We start from the raw sequence: 18,210 nt of genomic DNA, 5'->3' as shown, positions 1-18,210 counted from the left end.
GCAAGTCCATATCCAGTCCCCTATGCCACATCATTCTCATTTATTTTGAGAATTTTCAGCATTTGCTTCCGATACTTATACCCAGGTCTCTTTCCTTTCAGCATCCGGCACAGTTCTTGAGGGCTTGTACCCAATATATTTGCCAGCTGGACCTGGGTCATCTCCAATTCAATCAGACGCTTCTTGACAATCTTTCCAAGCTCCCTTGTCTTTACATCTGCCATCTTACTCACTCCTGTATAATCTTCTGGTCCGTTTCCTGCCTGCTCCAATCCGCTTAAGTTCCATTCTGCTTACCACTTCCAGAAACTCCCTGGTATCCTTTATCACTAGCCAGTTCTCTGGCTGCAGGCCATGAAGTTTTATCTCCTTTTTCTGGCTTAAGGTTGGCTTCTTGCCATTTTTCATGAGATTTATCACCTCTTTTCTAATTTCCTTTATACTGATATAATCAACGTGAAAGGAGTTGGTTATGAAAATGAAATTCACATATCCCTCAAAACGTGACTTTGAAAGGAACTGCCCCTGTAGCCAATTTATAGAGTCATATGCTCGTTCTATATCACCACGTTCCGCAGTTCTTGATTTTTGTATGGGGCATCAATCCATACAAGATGAAAAAACCTACTTTGCTACTTATGATGTTTTCCTTGCTAATAATCAGGGCCATTACCGTCTGGAGGTATCCTGCACGATACTTCCGAATCGTAATTACAGCTACAAGACAATTAGTAAAAGTGAAATTCATCAATAAGAAGACAATCACCAAGTGCAATTCTTGTCTTAAGAGTTGCTATAATCTTTCTCTCAATCCCATCTACTATTGTCACTTCTGCTGAATCGGCAGTTCCACATATATGTGCAGTTGCCGATTCATTCAAAAGCTTATCAATTATATATTCCAGCCTACATTTATCTGTTTTACATAATGCCTTCATTTCCCTCTGAATCAGCTTCATGATTTTCATAAGCATATCTGCTCTTTCATATGCCTGACTCCACTCCTTCTCATACCCCGTCTTTGGAGAATTCGGAAGTGTATCCGAAGTATACTTTTTAATAAGTTCTTTTTCTGACAGATATAATTCTTCTAAATACAATAGTTCCTTCTGCATCTCTTCGCCTCCTTTTGATTTGTTATCCAATCTTGAATTTAGGAACCTAAATCCAAACGAATATTTCTTAAAATATAATCAGACTTGATTAGATGTGATAAACTCTTTCTCTTTATTGTGAATTCAGGAACCTGAATCCGTAAGAACATTATTCAACCAGATTTGGTTGCTCCGATATGATAATTTTGGTTCTTTATGTCCTGATAATTCGATTTCAGTGCCATTTAACATCTGGCACAAGGAACCATCAGCTTTGGTTGGTGGTTCTTTCCTTTTATAATCATAGGCCAGGAACCTGGCTTTCAAAGAATGTTGCTTATTCAATCAGACTTAATTGCAGATATGTGATGAATTAAAGTTCTTTTGCTTGAAGTAATCTTCAAAGTATGTTACTTTTGTAGTGGCTTATAAATCATCCATACAGATATAATATATCTAATTTTAGATATTGTCAATATTCTTTTTTAGATTTTATCTTAAATTAGATAATCTGTATCAAAATGGGAGGTCAAATGGATAATATTGATAAAATGGTTGGGATAAGAATTAAAACTCGTAGAAAAGAACTTAATCTAACGCAAAAAGATGTTTATGCTGCTACTGGAATATCTAATGGTAACCTTAGCGAAATAGAGCGTGGTAATGTTTTACCATCTTCTAAAGCGCTAGTTTCGTTATCTAAATTGCTTCAAACTTCTATAGATTGGATTTTAACTGGGGAAGCATCAATTATAGATAATAACTCCCCAGAAATATCTAATATTGAATATGGCCTGAAATTAAATGAATCAGAAGAACTCATAATTTTTATGTTGAGGAGCCTTCCCCTAGAAGAACAACTCGATGTAAAAAACTATCTTCGTGCAAAGGTTGCTAAGTATGAAAAATCGGAGTTGTCATCAACCTCGAATCATGGAAAAAACGTCATGGACGGAAATAGCGAAATAGCTTAATTTTTTTATTATATTTTGGCCTATAAATAAACCATAATTTGCGACTTGCAATTATAAAAGCAAAATGGCTAAATCCCTTTTAAAATGGGCAAGTCGCACGTTTTTTAGCATTATCCAAATTTGCGACTTGCTCTATCTTCAAAAACTTACATTTTATTAAGTATTTTCAGATTATTATTAACGCGTCAAATCCTGATTTTACGTACTTTTCACATAATTTTATAACATTGATTAACGTTAATTTTTAACGGCTCAAAAAAAGGACCTTTCCGGCAATTTTCTTGGAAAAGGTCCTTTTTCTATATTATTCTCATTTTATTTGTCAATAGCGATTTTCCTCTAAAAACTGCCGAAACCCTTGATATACCGTCACTTCCCGCCATATCCCACTCACTCCTCCTCTGTCTCGGTTTTGTCAAATATCTTGGTAACCTACAGTGATGTTCCGGGCCTTCATCTCCTGGCGGAAAGAAACGCCATAAATCCTTTCATATTCCTTCATCCCATGTATATTCCAGAATGTATCATAAAATGGCACGGCATAAGCGCGCAGCCAGTCCCACATGACTTCCGGGTCCGCTACATTGGGATTATCAAGATGACAGCGGCTGCATAGCAGGACAAAATCAGAAGGCGTATCCCGGCCTCCCAGGGAATCCGGTATGATATGGCATCTCGCCAGCCCTCTTTTACACCCACAGCGCCAACATCTTTCGTGTGCTTCAGCAAAATCCACGCTTAATCCGCATTCATCCTCATGGCCTATCCAATAATCTACTATCTGTTCTTTTGTGGTTTTTATTTTTTCCCTCTCAGACACGTCCCTGCCCCCTGTCGTTGATTTTTAACAGTCATAAGACAATTATAACAGAAAACAGCCATACTGTCGCTTACATTAAAAATCATCCATGATAGAGTCACTCTACCAAAAATACAGAATATACTAATCATAAATCAACCATTAGGAAATTATTATGAATCAATTCAAATCATTGCCGCTTACTGCTGCACAGCTTTCTGAGGACTCCATGAATCCGGACGTTACATCGAATCAAAACTTATCTGTTGACCCAGATTTTTTAATTGACCCTGATTTCTCAGTTCCGGATTACGATGTCATAGTCCCTCCATTTGATGATGATATTGACCCGGATTTTTCAGTCATGCCGCCATATTATCCGGACCGTCCAATCTATCCGCCCATTAACCCCACGCCAATGCCCTGTCTCTTCTGCAACAACAATCAATGGCAGCGCGGAGCTGTCCGTTTTCTTAATGCGGCAACCGGCTATAACGCATTTACAGTCTACATTGATAACCGTCCTGTTTCCTGGAACCTTAATTTTCCAGAACTGACCTCCTATGAGCGGATATCCCAGGGGTATCATACTTTTACCATAGCGTCTAATGGATACACCTATCTGCGCAAGTCCCTGTATGTTGGGGATGGAATGGCTACCATTGCAATCATCAACTCTTCCAGGGGACTGGATTTAACTTCAATCCCTGACACCACATGTCCTATGTCAGGTTCCAATTCATGCTTCCGTGTATGCAATCTGGCATATTACAGCGGAGCAATCAACGCCGCCATTGGAAATGTATATTTTAATTCAGTCCGCTTTAAGCAGGCGGCCAGCTTCAGTTCCATGATGAGCGGTAATTATACGGTCCAGGTTTCCCGCTCTGCCAGACCAGAGACAACATTGGTCACCACTACTGTCTCCATGCGTCCAAGACGTATCTATACACTTTATATACTAAACTGGAATCCGTCACCAGATACGATTCAGACGTTAATGGTTGAAGATAGAAGAGATTAATCATGTGATATCAATAACAGCCAGGATGACAGGGATCATCCCTGAAACAGCCGGCCTCAAAGAATAAAAAGGCCTCTTTACCGGCATCCTAACAGAAAAACCGGAAAGGAGGCTTTTTATATGCTGATATACCCCATATATCCTGATTATCAAAACCAGAACGGACTGACCTATAATCCGTCTGCCCGTTTTGACCTGAACCACATGAATGGATACCATGAAAATGACTGCGGCTACAGCCTCAATGATATGAATGGGCTGACTTATATGGATGCTGTGCATTTTTCTTATCCGCAGCATATGCAGAGGGCGGAATCTTAGGTGTGATGGGGAGGCTGACATCATGGCGGGCTCCCCATGTGGCGGTGCAGCCATGGAATGGTGTGACAGCCCCTTCTGCACTTATTGCCCCGCCTGCACTATACCCCAAATTTTCATTCATATCCATTTTTGTAGCAGGATAAAAAATAATCGATAAATAATTTAGATTTTTTATCTAGCTTATCGTAATTCTTAGATATAATCCCCAGCTCCCAATACATCCCTTCATCTGCAATTGGAAGGCACACCAGATTTTCATGTGCGCTTTCTTCATACACATGCTTTACACACAGCAAAATCCCCTGCTTCTGCGACGCCATTTTCACAAGCTGGCTTACATCCGATGATTTATAAATAATATGCGGAGTAAATCCTGCCTTTTTACAACTTTCCTTTGTCCTGTAATGAATATTATAATGGCTGTTAAAGAACAAAAAATTCTCATCCGCCAACTGGCTTACATGTATCTCCTTTTGTCGGGCCAGAGGGTGTTCCTTGTGCGCAATAAAGAACATTTTTTCGCGATGCAGCGGGTTATATTGTAATCCCCGGTCATGCCATGGTTTCGTAGACAAGGCAAAGCGATGGCTGTCCGCAAGCACATATTCTTCCATATCCAAATCGGGAAATTCTACCTGCTCCAGCTTTAAGCCAGGATACAGCTTTTCAAAATTTATAAGGTAATTGGCAGATAAGCTCCGGAATACACCCGGCGCTACGCCAATGGTTATGGTCCCTTGCTGGATTTGGAAATATTGATACGATTCCTTGACTGCTTCCTCATACCCTGCACACACTGAGAGGAATTTATTTTTCAGATATACCCCGCTCTTTGATAATTTAATCCCCTGATTGGTACGAAGGAATAAACGTGTGTTTAATTCTGATTCTAAATTTTTGATTGATTTACTTAAAGCCTGTTGGGATATGAACAATTCTTTTGCCGCCTGGGAAATACTTGTACTTTCAGATAATTTTATAAAATACTGGATTTGTCTGAATTCCATCACTTTTCTCCACCGAAATATAGAACATGTTCTTGCCGACTCAGCTTTAGTTTATCATAACTATGAATGATGGTAAATACATTTTCCCGCCATACTCCCGCATTTCCGGGCAGCTTTTGGGCACAACTCCAGATTGTGGCAATCACAAATACTATCTGCTGTTAAAATATTAACAATGCTGTTAAAATGGACGTACATAGAACATTATTAAGGAGGAAGTAACAAATGAAAAACAAATACTACCCCAATTTAGCCAGTCCCATCACAATCAATGGCGTCACATTTAAGAACCGGATTTTCGGCGCGCCAATGTCTAATCCAGAATTAGATCCGGATTGCCACATGAGGGAAGAGGACATTGCATTCCATGCAAACCGCGGCCGCGGCGGTTTAGCCAGCGTATGTATTGGTCTTGGCATTGTGGAAGCCGTAGGACGTTCACACACAAAAGAAGTAATCCTTTATGATGACTTGTCCCTTCCATCCTTAAAAAGAATGGCAAATGAATTTCATAAACACAACTGCATGGCTACCATGGAATTAGCCCATGGCGGAAAATTCGGTGCTGCCAGAAGCCATTCTGCTGCCAAAAGTACCCTGATTGGGCCAAATGGCGAATTAAATGCCCAGGGCGTTCCTGTAAAAGCCATGACAGAGGAGCAGATTGAAGAAACCGCCACTGCATTCGGCAATGCTGCCAAGCTGGTAAAAGAGGCTGGTTTTGATATGGTCTTAATCCACGGCGGGCATGGATGGCTGTTAGGCCAGTTTGCTTCTCCATACTTCAACAAGAGGACCGACCGCTGGGGCGGGAGCCTGGAAAACCGTATGCGTTTCTCACTGCTTGTGGTTGAGAAGGTGCGCGAAGCGGTTGGCCCGGACTTCCCAATCGAATTCCGTATGAGCGGTTCTGAGTGTATTCCCGGCGGATATGATATTGATGAAGCAGTTGAAATGGCTAAGATGATTGATGGAAAGGTGGATATCATCCACGTATCTGCCGGTATCCATGAAAATAATGACGTATTTGTAATCACACATCCTTCCATGTTTATTGAACATGGATGCAATGTCCAATATGCTGCAGAAATCAAAAAACATGTGAAAACACCGGTTGCTGCATTAGGCGGTATCAACGATGTGGATATGATGGAGGAAATCATTGCTTCCGGTAAAGCTGATATCATTGAAGTAGCCCGTCAGTCCCTTGCCGATCCATATTTCCCGGAGAAAGCATTTTCCGGTAAAAAAGACGATATCACACAGTGCTGCCGCTGCTATTCATGTTTCTACAATTACTTATCCAACAGGAATTACTGCTGCGCATTTAATCCGGTCATTGGCGACGAGCTTGAACATAAATATGGCTTCCCGGCAACAACACCGAAAAAGGTCGTGGTTGTAGGCGGTGGCCCAGGGGGCATGGAGGCAGCGGTCACAGCCGCCCAGAGAGGACACTCTGTTACACTTTATGAGAAGAACAGTAAACTTGGCGGACAGATTGCACATGAACAGCACATCCCCTTCAAAAAGGATATGTATCACTTTATTGAAGTCCTTGCAAAGCGCTGTGAGGATGCAGGCGTAGACATCCGCTTAAATACAGAGGTTACTCCTGAAGAAGTTGCAGAAATGGGCGCGGATGTTGTAATGACAGCAGTTGGCGCAAAACCCATCATTCCTCAGATTCCAGGAATTGACAATGCTAAGGTTACCGGCCTGAAGGCACTTGAAAGTGAGACGCCTGCAGTAGGACAAAAGGTGGCAATCCTTGGCGGAGGCCTTGTGGGCTCAGAAGTTGCTATCTATCTGGATATGATTGGGAAAGATGTAACAGTTGTGGAAATGAAGGATACCTGGGCATCTGACGCTTATTGGATGCATAAGGTTGCCATGGACAAATATATCCGTGACAGCAGGATTGATATCAAAGTAAACACAACCGCCAAAGAAATTACCGACGCCGGCATTGTATGCAATACTCCTGATGGTGAAATCCTCATTGAAGCGGATACCGTCCTTCTTGCCGCAGGTATGAAAGCGGACCGTGCTTCTGCGGACGGATTTCTCAATACGGCTCCCCGGGTATTTGAAATCGGAGACGCCATCAAAGCCGGCCGCGTGGTTGAAGCAGTAAAGCTCGGATACTATAGGGCATTGGATATTTAGTTGTCAGCAACCTGAAAGGAACGAAAATGATGGACATTCTTGTTACAATTTTCACTGCCTTTATTTCAGGCGTACTTGCAACTGCCATGGGGGCCCTCGGTTCAGTGATCCTTACCGCTCTTGTCTCTATTGTTGGAGTATTCTCCATTATGGCGGGATGTGAATATAACATCATCGGGAATATTTGCTTTGGAATGTTCCTGGGGCCGCAGGTAGCCTTTGGACCAGCCCTCTGTGCAATGAATTATGCATGGAAAAAGGGATATATACAGGACAGCAAGGGACTGGCATTTCCATTGGGCTCACTTCAGAAAACAGATGTATTAGTAGTTGGCGGTATCTGCGCAGTGGCAGGATGGTACATAAATACAACCCTTGGCACCTTCCTTCCGGGACTCTTTGACTGCGTTGCGGCAACCATTGTAATCCTTAATATAGTTACAAAAATCATGTTTGGAAATCAGGGACTCATGGGAAAGGTACCTGAAGGCGATAAGAGGTTTGGCTTAAACAGTAAAAACAAGTGGCTTCCGCATATGACCTATGGTCATGGCTCCATGTTCTGGCTGTTCGGCGGCAGCGTTGGTTTTATTGCCGCATGGCTATTGTATCAAATGTGCCGGTTCTCTGAACAGGTGGGCAATCCCATGATTGCAGGCATTTCATTTGTTCCGCTTTGGGCCATAGCAGTTGTGTTTTTAATCTTCATGTGCTGCGGGCTTCCCTGCCCTGTATTTCATCATGTAGGACTTGTAGGCGCCTATGGCGCCCAGATGGCATATAATGCCGGATGTTCCGAAATCAGTGTTTACCTGTGGGGCTTTGCATTTGGTATCTTTGCACATTATGCCGGCGATCTGCTTGCGGATCTTTTCTTTGTATATGGGGAAGGATATGTTGACCCGCCGTCACTTTCCATGCTATTCTGCTCCGTATTTGCATTTGCTGTCATTCCGGCGCTTGGATTGGTTAATCCCAATGGTTTGATTTCCGTCATTGCGCCCATAGCTATTATCCTGGCATTTGGGATATTTGCATTTTTCACAGAAAAATGCAAAAAGGCAAATGTGATATAGGCAGACAGAGGCGGTGGGGGTATTCCTCTGCAGATATATGGTTGATATCAAAAGGGGGGCTGTCATTGCGGCAGCCCTCTGTAACATTGAGATGCCTTTGACATCCCTTTGACATCCCTCCTCCTAAGGAACCATCCGCTTATCATTCCTTCATCCACGGAGTGGACCGGGGCTCCATAATTGGTCCATACAGTTTTCATCTATCGTATCATTTTCTACTTCCAGCAATAAACTATTTCCTTATTTTCGACACAATTCGACGCAAACTTCGCAGTGTACCGCTATCTCATTATTGATGACATTTCAGCATCTCATCCCCTTGCTAGTTAATCATCAACCTTTTATTGGTTTGTACTTTCGACATGGAACAACAAGATTCAACATGTGGTTTGTGTGACAAAGATTCCTACAAGGCATAGTTGGGCCTTGGCGGACATGAGTATAAACTCTATATTACAGTATTGTCTCATTACCTAATTATGCAACTACTCACCAAAATACATTTCTTTGGCTATATCTGTTATTTTATTCATAGATATATTATTTATAGTTTTCTTTTCCACAAGACCTAAATCTCTTAATTTGCCTGTCCGTTTTCCGATTAACTGATAATTTTGATCTATAAATGATGAAATATCACTCGCTCTCATGAATCGGTTTTCTGACATAAGAATCTCCAAAATTTCCAATTCAACTTTTTCCAACATTAAATCCTTATTTAACTGTTCTAATTCATGTATATATCCTTCTGACAAATTAACTACTTTGCAGACTCCTATTTTACATTCAGGACAAATCCACTTAAAAAACTCAAAATGTTCCTTTTTATCCACCGAAAAAGAGGCTCCACACTCATTACATGTTATAGTCTGATGATTTGCCAAAAAAGTATGCAACACTCGATTATATGAAAAACATCTCTGAACGAAGTAACTTCTATCATCCCGTCTTCCTCGCGGATATCCCCATGGAATATTTTCTATTTCACAAAGGCCATAATTTAAGGCATATATTGATATTTCATTACCATCTTTATCCCTCATTTCATGATATTTAGTCAGGAAAAAATTGAACTCCAATGATGATAATATGTTTTCCAAATCTCTACTAATCGAAAAATGACTTGCGGGTGGATTATTTATATCCTCAAAATACTTCCCACCTATCTCATTTGTTATAATTTTCTTTCTGACATTTCTCACTTCTACAATAATCGTATTTAATAATTCTTCCTGAATATGTCTATCTAATTTTCTTTCAAATGGTTCCAGAGCAAATCTATTCAGCCTTTCAAAATATTGTTTTATCACTGTTTCATAATACTTTTGCGCGGCTAGTTTAATAGCTGTAGTATTTATTCTTAATCCCTGGGATATTCTATCATTATAACAATAATTTAATACAAATCCCATGATTCTCGGCACATTAAATGAGCACTCAAATAAAAGTCTTACAAATTCATCGATATCTATTTGGGAATCAAAATAATCTTCCATTTTTATGTCAAATGCTTTAAATCTCCTAAGCAATAGTCGTTTCGTGTATTCAATAGATCTTCGTTCTGTCGTTTGAATATCCGCATCTTTATATAATTTATAAAAATCAAGATATATAATGTCGACCTTACCAGGATCTATTTTCCCAAAATATACTCTTCCCGGATATCCTGCTACTTTTATTTTAATTTTTTCATCACTTGAGTTATTTAATGGTGATAAAACTACATCCACAAATAAACGCTGATCAAGATATCCTATTTCAGAAAAATCATCGAAAAAAACTATGAGTTTATTCATTTTTATTTTTTGTAAATATGATTTAATTTTCTTTAAAATATCACTAAAAGGAAAAGAGTGTAGCACTGCATCAGAATAATCTTGATACACCTCATTATCTGATAATAATTCTTCAAAATTATTTGTTTTATAACCTCCTATAATCTTTAATCCACCATTAGATACTTCTCCCATCATTTCGCAATGGTCATCTAAATGTTCTGTATGTTTTGTTTGATCATGCTTCTTCTTAGACATAAACTGTAAAATAGGAATCTCAGTGCTATCCAGCCTTCCTTTTTTTACTTCTTTTTGTAATTCTTCAAATTGCTCTATAGCTTTGGATATTTCACCCTTACGCCCTTTCAATCTTTCCCAAATATTTAGTTTTTTTGATGTATCCGATAATTCACTTAATATCTGCGACAATACTTCTCCCAAAAAAGTTTTTCTAAGATAATGCTCATACAATACACCTTCTGAAATATTATTTATTTCATTGACTGGCACATTAAAATTACCTATCAAATCATGTATCGCTTTTACATCTAAATATATAGAAAGGCAATCCCCTTTTTTTCTTATTACAGACTGGGCTTCTGCAAAAATTGTACTTTTTCCCGTCCCCTTTCTTCCTAACAAAAAAGTAGTATTAGACGATAATACCTGTTCTAAAATAGCGTTTGATGGCAATGGATCCGTATAGAGCAAATCTATCGCAGGGCTATTACCCAAATCTTTATCAAAATCTTTAAGCTCTGCCCTCCTATATTGTCGAAGCGAATCGGAAACAGCCAAAAATTTTTCTTTATTCATTTGTATACCTCCAAATATTTTTACTTATGCGTAATTCATCTTATGGTAAAATCCAGCGTTCCTATTTTCGGCACAATTTGACACAAACCTCGCAGTATGCCGTTACCTCATTATTGATGACATTTCAGCATCACATCCCCTTGCTAGTAAATCATCAACCTTTTATTGGTTTGTACTTTAGACATTAAACAAACGCACTCACAATGTGGTGAGTGTATAAAAATGATTTCAAAAAGGCACAGTTTTCTCCAGGTTTAGCTGCCACTGTCTCCCCCCTGTTGATATTCATGCATACCTCAAAATAGCAAAATTTGTTTTAGATGATTCATTTAATTTCAAAGAACCAATAAAACTTGAAGATAACGGATGGTTACGGCCCAATCATCATAATTGTAGTTCTTCATATACATCCATTTTTTGATTGGGACGTGATTTAACTGCAAAAAAGTTTCTTAATGGTTTATGTATAATCATATCTTCCGTGACTGCTAAATCATCATCTTCCATAAATTTAAAAATCATTCTTTGTCCAGTATTTCCAATTACGCCATACTCAAACAAATCATCAAGAACATTTCTCAACCTTTGATTCTTTTTAAAATGTAACACCCTATCGTCTATCTCTGCCATTTTTTCAATTCTTAGCGATAAATACTGATATGTAAATGGCACTTCAACGTTATTCAAAATCAATTTCAAAGCTGCAATGTCATCTTCTGAATATTTTAATCTCAAGCCTTCTACTATCTCAATCCAACTTGAAGAAGAGTATTTTTTCATTGCGCGATCAAACATCTCCTGCGTAAATTTGCTCTCCGATGCCCCTTCAAATGTAACGCCATTCATAAGCCTCACAATATCTCTAGGATGCATCCAACTATAATTTAAAATATATCTTTTCGTTTCGACTCCATTAATAAATTTAGGGAAATATTTTTCCCATACATCTCCATGATTACTAATTCCTCTCGAATCTTCACACGCAATAATCTTATTTTCTATTATTTTCAATAACTGATTACTTTCATAATTTCCCCCTCTTTGATACCACGATATAATGATACCATAATCTTCTATACATTTATTTATCTCATAACCTGCTGTATATACACTTTTTATAACTTCAGTTCTTATTGAAGCTAAAGTATAAATTTCCATACCATTTAATTTACATATTTCGTTTAGTTTATCAATAGCAATTATTAAATCTCGAACTAATTTTATGTCTCTTTGATGTTCCTTTTGAGAACGAACTGACAACTCCAATTCATCAAAAATAATATATGCTCTGTTTCTATCATATCTTAATCTTGAAAATCGATTAACTATTGTTTTTGCAATTCTATTAAAGTTTATATTCTCATTCTTATTTTTATATCCTATTTCCAATTGTAATTTTGCATCCAACATCTTCAATAGACTAGTTTCTACATTCAACTGTCCTCCTTTTATTTGAGGAACAATTCTCTCCTTGTAATCAGGATAAACTATTTTGAGAAGTTTTCTTATCTGATTTAACTCTTTTGTATCTTCGAAAAAATGATATTCTCCTACTTCTTCGCATGTAACAAATAATTTATTTATTATATAAACTTGCCATACAATTACCGCATCAGAACTATCCTTAAATTCTTCCCACCCCTCTGCAATCGTTTCTCTTACATTTGCTGATGCTCTAATCAAAGCTTTTTTATCTTCGCTATCTAAATCAGATTTAAACCTAATAGGAATTATAAGATTGTTTTCATCTTCCTCCAAAACGCATTGTAAATATCTCAAAAAGGCCGTTTTTCCAGTTCCTTTTTCCCCGCAAATATAATAGCTTTTACCATCAATAAAATCGTCCATTTTATATTTGCTATAAATAAAAAAAGCCTTTTTAAACCAATCGGCCCCATATTCTTTTAACTCATTAAAGGCATCTGTTTTACCAAATTTCAAATCACATAGTTTCAAATTATCCCCTCCCATTTTTATCCCCTTTCATAAAACAACCTAAAAATATCTAAGTATTTTTATTGTATCTACCTCTTACAGTATCATATACTATGATAATTTGTTTGTTCAGTTAATTATTTTCATACAGTTTTCTATAACTCCCACCTTAATGCTGTAGGATAGAATTCCATTTTCTACTATTATCTTCTTAGCAAACATGTTGGAAATCTCGATAGATTGAACTATGATCTATCTCATCATCTTTGTAAGTACGTCTCTCTTTACCCACCTACCCCTGCATATGGATTCCATTTTCTCACCCATGCTACAGGCATTACAGAAACATAAGTGCCCACATAAAATCACTATAACAGTTGAATTTCTTCATATATTTTGACCTGTCATACTATTAATTCATCTGCCGCTCTTGCTGAATTATTCTCCTGTGCCGCAACTATTTCTTCTTTTGTTTTTCCTCTACTATCAATTATCTTTTTTTGTTCAATTTGTAATTTATCAAACAAGAAATCATAATTGAGTTCAAACTCCGTAAATATTTCACTCCATGTTTTAACATATATTTTGAAATTATCCACTGAATATACAAGTGATCTCTCTCCGTTATGTTTTAGATTCCTTATTTCATTCTCAATTTGATTGTTGTATTTATTACCGACCAAATAAAATTTCCATTCTATACTAGGTGCATTAAAACGCGGTTCTTGAAGTATAACATCTTTATATCTTTTTACTTGCTCTAATTCTTTGTAACCCAATGTTACTTTAGGATGCTTTAATTCTACAATAATACTACTTTTGACATCACCATTTTTCATTTGGCGCACAGCAAAAATATCCATTTGTTTCCATTTATCTGAATCATTAATGATTATATCTTTTTTCGTATATGTATCACCATCAAGAATATAAATATATCTTCTCAATGCCTCTTCAAAATCAGGTTCTTCTGCCGTAACTAAATGATATTGTTCACCAAACAACCAACAATGTTTCTCTATAAAAGGTTGTATTGCATTAATTTCACCCGCACCAAAATCCTTATTGAAAACCAACTCCTTTAAATCGGCAACAGCCTGCGCCCTATCCTTCAACATTATAATAGTTCTAGAAATATTCGACATCGTCGTATATTTTAATGCTTCGGCTAACTCTACTCTTTCATCTTTTGACATATTTACAACACTGTCTATTATCTTAACAAAACTGTCTTTTTCTCCTGATTCCATTATTAACGCAAACATCCTTATAATAGTCTTTAATTGTGTTTTATTCAATCCTGACAATATTTTGGGTTCAACATAATATACTGTTGAAATTAATTCATCTAAACATTCTTTCTTAAAGTTATCTACAGGACTATTTTCATCAAAATCGGGATATGCTTCTTTTGCTTCAACAAATTCCAAATACATTCCAACAACCCATCAAAATAATTTCCACTGCATAGTTTTTTAACGTTCATCATCCAGAGCAAAGTACTTTTCCAATACCCATTTCACTTAATTTTACCATACTCCCCCCGCCATTACCATCTGAAAAATTTTTTCATTCCCTTAACCCGTACCTCTTCAATCAAACAATCTCATCTGTCTATTATTCTAATTCACATATCTGATATCCCTCTTTTTCAGCATAACAAATTATCAACTGCTTCTCATAAACATCTATTCTCTTTACTTTATCTTTTATGACATTTTCATCATATTCCCCATTGCACATAACTTTTCCCAACATCTCTCTTACATATTGATTGTTCAAGGTCGGTGAATTTTCACACTCCGTTCTACGCCTGAATCCTCCCCCGCAATCCCCACATACTAATAAATTACTAAGCAAATATTTGCTGCTATATCGGTTACCACTGCTAACCTGATTGCCGCCATCCGTTCTAAGCAGTCTGGCTCTATTAAGCATTTCCTCCTGCACTTTATCAAATATCTCCGGAGAAATAATGGCAGGATGACTTCCTTTCACATAATATCTGGTACGCTGTCCTACGTTTTTCTTACGTATACCATTCAGATAATCCTCGGTAAATGTTTTCTGAAGCATCATATCTCCCTTATACTTTTCATTCTTCAACATCTGCTGGATTACATTTGCACTCCATACCTTTTTGCCTGTTACCGTTTTTATACCACTTTCCTCCAAGTGTTTTTTTATCTGCGAAAACGTGTATCCCCTCAAATATAACTCAAAAATTAATCGTACTACTTTAGCCTGCTCCGAAACGATTACCAATTCCCCTTCCACACACCGATACCCCATAAAATGTTTGTAGCTGCTAAATAGCCCTTCCTCAAATTTTCTTTGAATACCCCACTGAATATTTTCACTCAAGTTTCTGCTTTCTTCTTGTCCCATTGCTCCTGATAAGGTTATTGCCGCTTCTGCATCCGGATCAAACGAATTCACATTTTCAATTTCAAAATACATTTGAATACCCCTTTCTTTCAAATATCTCATAATCTGCAATAGCTCTACCGTATTCCTGGATACTCGTTTTGCTGATTTAGTGATTATGTAATCGAATTTCCCCTCTATTGCACTTTCTAACATATGTTTCAATCCGTTACGGCCCTTTTTCCTTAATCCACTTCTTCCACAATCCCAGAATACTCCTGAAAATACCCACCCCGGATAATCTGATATCTGTTCTGTATATGCCATAATTTGATGAGCCAAACTGGCTAACTGTATCTCTTTCTTAGTGCTTACGCGGCAATATGCCGCCACACGCAGCGGTTCCAAATTCTCTTTTTTCACAGGTATATAATATATCTTTTTCACAACACACCCTCCCCCATCTCATCCATAAGGAAAAGGCGCAAAAGCCAAAAGCCTTCACGCCTCACCACACGGCAACTATCCAATCTCACCTAATCATCATTTAACACTTTTTTGCAACAGGACAATACTTTCCGTATGCACCGTAGCCGGAAACATATCCACCGGCCACACCCCCTCTGCCGCATACCCCAGCTTCTTCATATACCTCACATCCCGAGCCAGCGTCTCCGGGTTACAGGACACATATACCACCTTCCCTGCGCCCAGCTTAGCAATTGAATCCATAAACTCTTCCGTACTTCCGCTGCGCGGCGGATCCATAATCACCACATCCGCCTTATCCCCGCGTTCAGCCATGTTCACCAGGAACCGGCCTGCATCATTGCAATAGAATCGGATATTATCAATATCATTCATCTTAGCATTATTCACCGCATCCTTCACCGCATCCTGATTTAGTTCCACGCCAATTACCTGTCCGGCCTGTCTGCTGGCGATAATACCGATTGTACCAATGCCGCAGTATGCATCAATTACCACTTCCTGCCCCTTAAGCCCAGCTAGTTCCAATGCCTTTCCATACAGGACTTCGGTCTGAACTGGATTTATCTGATAAAAAGATTTTGACGAAATCCTGAATTTGCACCCGCACAGTTCGTCCACAATATAACCTTTACCATATAGTACATTCTCTTTATTCCCCAATACCATACTGGTGCCGCGGCCATTTATATTCTGTATGATAGTAGTAATCTCCGGATGCTTTTCCCGAAGCGCTTTTACAAAGTTATTTTTAGACGGGAATACCGGGGATGCAGTGACCAGCACCACCATGATTTCATTTGTTGAAAATGCCCTCCGAATCAGCACATGACGGAGAAGACCGTATCCCGTGTCCTCGTCATAGGTGCGGATTTTGAAGGATTTGAGCATTCCCCTGATTGTACCGATGATTTCATCAGCCTTTATATCTTCAATCAAACATGTTTCCACAGGAATCACATCATGACTGTTTTCCTGATAAATACCAGAAATAATGTTCCCTCTTTTATCCCTGTCAAATACAGCATGTACCTTATTGCGGTAGTGAAATGGATTCTTCATTCCTATTATGGGCTTTACAGGACATATTCCCCGGAATAATTCCTCCACCACCTTCTGTTTGCGCTTAAGCTGCTCCGTATATTCCATATCCAGCATCTGGCATCCGCCGCAATGCTTTTCAACCGGACAAAGACTTCTCTTCTTCCCTGTTTTCTTCCATTCTGCATTTTTTCCACTGACGTTTTTGTTAACACCATCTTTTGGCACAATGTTCTTCTGCATTTTATATTTTAGGGCCTTATCCTCCTGTGCTGTGCCCCTCAGTTCTCCCCTTTTTTCCCCTACGCGGTTCTCCTTCATCCCATAGGCTGATTTTGTCTTATATCCCGGGTTCCCCATACCGTCCTTTTTCATTTTTCTCATATCACCACCATATTCACCTGTGCTGTTATATGAATTTCCTGGCTTTTTGGTCTTTCCCGGCTCTCCGAATTTCCCATCCCTCTTATATGAAACACTTTTATAAGCGGCGCCCCTATTACCCGCACCGCTAATGCCCGCGCCCCTATTACCTACACCGTTGTTATCGGCGTTCCCATTACCCGTATCACCGAAAGCCGTACTCCTATTGCCTATACGGCTGTTTCCCACGCCTCGGTGGCCTGCGCTGCCCTTACGCACGCTCCTATTCCCAGCATTTCCGCTACCATTCTTATGATTCCCAGCATTCTCAGCCATTCCCTCGTTCTCCTATCGCTTTCATTCATTTATATTCTTAATTCGAATTATATCTGTCATAAAATCCTATGGACATTTTACCACACATTCCATCAAATGTGTTAATATAACACAGCAGGAATACGATAGCATACGCTAATGACCGTGTTTATCATAGCCGTCTGTCTTGACAAATCTATTAACATTATCTATTGATTGACCGATTATCTCCTGTTGATTCATCTCATGGCTGCTCATCTCATAGCTAATCATTCCCTGGCTAACCATCTCATGGTTAATCATCCCTGACTAACCATCCCCTGACTAACCATCTCCTGGCTAACTATCTCATGGTTAATCATCCCTGACTAACCATCTCCTGGCTAATCATCTCCTGGCTAACTATCTCCTGGCTAATCATCTCCTGGCTAACTATCTCCTGGCTAACCATCTCCTGGCTAACTATCTCCTGGCTAATCATCTCCTGGCTAACCATCTCCTGACTGCATCAGCCCACCAACCTCCCTACCTCCTGAAACAATCAACTTACCTATCTCTTGACCAGCCAACCACTCATGCCCACCATCCCCCCCCCCCCATCCTCCCAAAAAAATATATATACAACCAAAACAAGAAACCGGAACC

General features: G+C 38.8%; 17 protein-coding genes. 5 read left to right on the top strand and 12 right to left on the bottom strand.

Translation table 11 applies throughout. The features are described 5' to 3' along the window. Positions 1-20: 20 nt before the first annotated feature. The 3 genes from DWX59_RS19920 to DWX59_RS19905 form a co-directional block, all read right to left on the bottom strand. A complete protein-coding gene (locus DWX59_RS19920) occupies positions 21-224 on the bottom strand; it encodes a transcriptional regulator (protein WP_002593001.1) in 204 nt (67 codons plus the stop codon). A gap of 1 nt (position 225) precedes the next feature. Continuing rightward, positions 226-408: a DUF6906 family protein gene (locus DWX59_RS19915; protein WP_117560944.1), complete on the bottom strand. Its 183-nt coding sequence runs from the start codon at positions 406-408 to the stop codon at positions 226-228. Positions 409-728: 320 nt separating this feature from the next. Next, positions 729-1,115: a hypothetical protein gene (locus DWX59_RS19905; RefSeq protein WP_117560942.1), complete on the bottom strand. Its 387-nt coding sequence runs from the start codon at positions 1,113-1,115 to the stop codon at positions 729-731. A gap of 512 nt (positions 1,116-1,627) precedes the next feature. Here DWX59_RS19905 and DWX59_RS19900 point away from each other — a divergent pair. After that, complete coding sequence (locus DWX59_RS19900) at positions 1,628-2,068, top strand: helix-turn-helix domain-containing protein (protein ID WP_002592997.1); 441 nt, start codon at positions 1,628-1,630, stop codon at positions 2,066-2,068. Positions 2,069-2,483: 415 nt separating this feature from the next. On the opposite strand, the gene DWX59_RS19895 is transcribed toward DWX59_RS19900, so the two are convergent. Continuing rightward, the gene (locus DWX59_RS19895; protein WP_207660451.1) at positions 2,484-2,888 is read right to left on the bottom strand and encodes an HNH endonuclease; all 405 of its coding nucleotides are present in this window, start codon (positions 2,886-2,888) and stop codon (positions 2,484-2,486) included. A 208-nt stretch (positions 2,889-3,096) separates the two neighbouring features. Between DWX59_RS19895 and DWX59_RS19890 the strand changes: the two genes are divergently transcribed. Together DWX59_RS19890 and DWX59_RS19885 are read left to right on the top strand one after the other, a co-directional pair. Beyond that, the gene (locus tag DWX59_RS19890; protein ID WP_117561004.1) at positions 3,097-3,891 is read left to right on the top strand and encodes a DUF4397 domain-containing protein; all 795 of its coding nucleotides are present in this window, start codon (positions 3,097-3,099) and stop codon (positions 3,889-3,891) included. Between the two features lie 120 nt (positions 3,892-4,011). Then, positions 4,012-4,212: a hypothetical protein gene (locus DWX59_RS19885; RefSeq protein ID WP_117560941.1), complete on the top strand. Its 201-nt coding sequence runs from the start codon at positions 4,012-4,014 to the stop codon at positions 4,210-4,212. A 113-nt stretch (positions 4,213-4,325) separates the two neighbouring features. On the opposite strand, the gene DWX59_RS19880 is transcribed toward DWX59_RS19885, so the two are convergent. Then, entirely contained in the window at positions 4,326-5,219 is an 894-nt protein-coding gene (locus DWX59_RS19880) for a LysR family transcriptional regulator (RefSeq protein ID WP_117560940.1), read from the bottom strand. Between the two features lie 225 nt (positions 5,220-5,444). On the opposite strand from DWX59_RS19880, the gene DWX59_RS19875 reads away from it, so the two are divergent. Further along, positions 5,445-7,388 carry an oxidoreductase gene (locus DWX59_RS19875; RefSeq protein WP_117560939.1) on the top strand — a complete coding sequence of 648 codons (1,944 nt, stop codon included), beginning with the start codon at positions 5,445-5,447 and terminating at the stop codon, positions 7,386-7,388. Positions 7,389-7,537: 149 nt separating this feature from the next. Beyond that, entirely contained in the window at positions 7,538-8,464 is a 927-nt protein-coding gene (locus DWX59_RS19870; RefSeq protein WP_235845118.1) for a DUF7973 family transport facilitator, read from the top strand. A gap of 485 nt (positions 8,465-8,949) precedes the next feature. Here the strand turns inward: DWX59_RS19870 and DWX59_RS19865 are convergent, their stop codons facing one another. The 7 genes from DWX59_RS19865 to DWX59_RS29675 all read right to left on the bottom strand — a co-directional run bounded on the left by DWX59_RS19865 (position 8,950) and on the right by DWX59_RS29675 (position 18,046). Continuing rightward, the gene (locus DWX59_RS19865) at positions 8,950-11,055 is read right to left on the bottom strand and encodes a transcriptional regulator (protein WP_117560937.1); all 2,106 of its coding nucleotides are present in this window, start codon (positions 11,053-11,055) and stop codon (positions 8,950-8,952) included. A 384-nt stretch (positions 11,056-11,439) separates the two neighbouring features. After that, positions 11,440-13,026: a P-loop ATPase, Sll1717 family gene (locus DWX59_RS19860; protein WP_117560936.1), complete on the bottom strand. Its 1,587-nt coding sequence runs from the start codon at positions 13,024-13,026 to the stop codon at positions 11,440-11,442. 368 nt (positions 13,027-13,394) lie between these two features. Beyond that, the gene (locus DWX59_RS19855; RefSeq protein WP_147325840.1) at positions 13,395-14,420 is read right to left on the bottom strand and encodes a hypothetical protein; all 1,026 of its coding nucleotides are present in this window, start codon (positions 14,418-14,420) and stop codon (positions 13,395-13,397) included. 187 nt (positions 14,421-14,607) lie between these two features. Then, positions 14,608-15,804, bottom strand: coding sequence for a recombinase family protein (locus tag DWX59_RS19850; RefSeq protein ID WP_117560934.1), 1,197 nt, complete (start codon positions 15,802-15,804; stop codon positions 14,608-14,610). Between the two features lie 96 nt (positions 15,805-15,900). Next, entirely contained in the window at positions 15,901-17,529 is a 1,629-nt protein-coding gene (gene rlmD / locus DWX59_RS19845; protein ID WP_353626775.1) for a 23S rRNA (uracil(1939)-C(5))-methyltransferase RlmD, read from the bottom strand. Beyond that, on the bottom strand, positions 17,481-17,615 hold the full coding sequence (locus tag DWX59_RS29680; protein WP_268878119.1) for a hypothetical protein: 135 nt from the start codon (positions 17,613-17,615) through the stop codon (positions 17,481-17,483). The genes rlmD and DWX59_RS29680 overlap by 49 nt, the downstream gene beginning before the upstream one ends. A 308-nt stretch (positions 17,616-17,923) precedes the next feature. Further along, entirely contained in the window at positions 17,924-18,046 is a 123-nt protein-coding gene (locus DWX59_RS29675) for a hypothetical protein (protein WP_268878116.1), read from the bottom strand. Positions 18,047-18,210 lie beyond the last annotated feature (164 nt).

Origin of the sequence: Enterocloster aldenensis (assembly GCF_003434055.1) — a bacterium.
GTDB lineage: Bacteria > Bacillota > Clostridia > Lachnospirales > Lachnospiraceae > Enterocloster > Enterocloster aldenensis.
Note: the sequence above shows the minus strand (reverse complement) of the source record. Positions and strands in the feature narration are given on the sequence as shown.

What these genes read in the sequence shown, in the direction of transcription:
- DWX59_RS19865 (WP_117560937.1), bottom strand. Translation starts at nt 11,055, where the DNA reads ATGAATAAAGAAAAATTTTTGGCTGTTTCCGATTCGCTTCGACAATAT.
- DWX59_RS19900 (WP_002592997.1), top strand. Translation starts at nt 1,628, where the DNA reads ATGGATAATATTGATAAAATGGTTGGGATAAGAATTAAAACTCGTAGA.
- DWX59_RS19870 (WP_235845118.1), top strand. Translation starts at nt 7,538, where the DNA reads ATGGCGGGATGTGAATATAACATCATCGGGAATATTTGCTTTGGAATG.
- DWX59_RS19860 (WP_117560936.1), bottom strand. Translation starts at nt 13,026, where the DNA reads ATGGGAGGGGATAATTTGAAACTATGTGATTTGAAATTTGGTAAAACA.
- DWX59_RS19905 (WP_117560942.1), bottom strand. Translation starts at nt 1,115, where the DNA reads ATGCAGAAGGAACTATTGTATTTAGAAGAATTATATCTGTCAGAAAAA.
- DWX59_RS19915 (WP_117560944.1), bottom strand. Translation starts at nt 408, where the DNA reads ATGAAAAATGGCAAGAAGCCAACCTTAAGCCAGAAAAAGGAGATAAAA.
- DWX59_RS19885 (WP_117560941.1), top strand. Translation starts at nt 4,012, where the DNA reads ATGCTGATATACCCCATATATCCTGATTATCAAAACCAGAACGGACTG.
- DWX59_RS19920 (WP_002593001.1), bottom strand. Translation starts at nt 224, where the DNA reads ATGGCAGATGTAAAGACAAGGGAGCTTGGAAAGATTGTCAAGAAGCGT.
- DWX59_RS19875 (WP_117560939.1), top strand. Translation starts at nt 5,445, where the DNA reads ATGAAAAACAAATACTACCCCAATTTAGCCAGTCCCATCACAATCAAT.
- DWX59_RS29675 (WP_268878116.1), bottom strand. Translation starts at nt 18,046, where the DNA reads ATGATTAGCCAGGAGATAGTTAGCCAGGAGATGGTTAGCCAGGAGATA.
- DWX59_RS19890 (WP_117561004.1), top strand. Translation starts at nt 3,097, where the DNA reads ATGAATCCGGACGTTACATCGAATCAAAACTTATCTGTTGACCCAGAT.
- DWX59_RS19880 (WP_117560940.1), bottom strand. Translation starts at nt 5,219, where the DNA reads ATGGAATTCAGACAAATCCAGTATTTTATAAAATTATCTGAAAGTACA.
- DWX59_RS29680 (WP_268878119.1), bottom strand. Translation starts at nt 17,615, where the DNA reads ATGAATGAAAGCGATAGGAGAACGAGGGAATGGCTGAGAATGCTGGGA.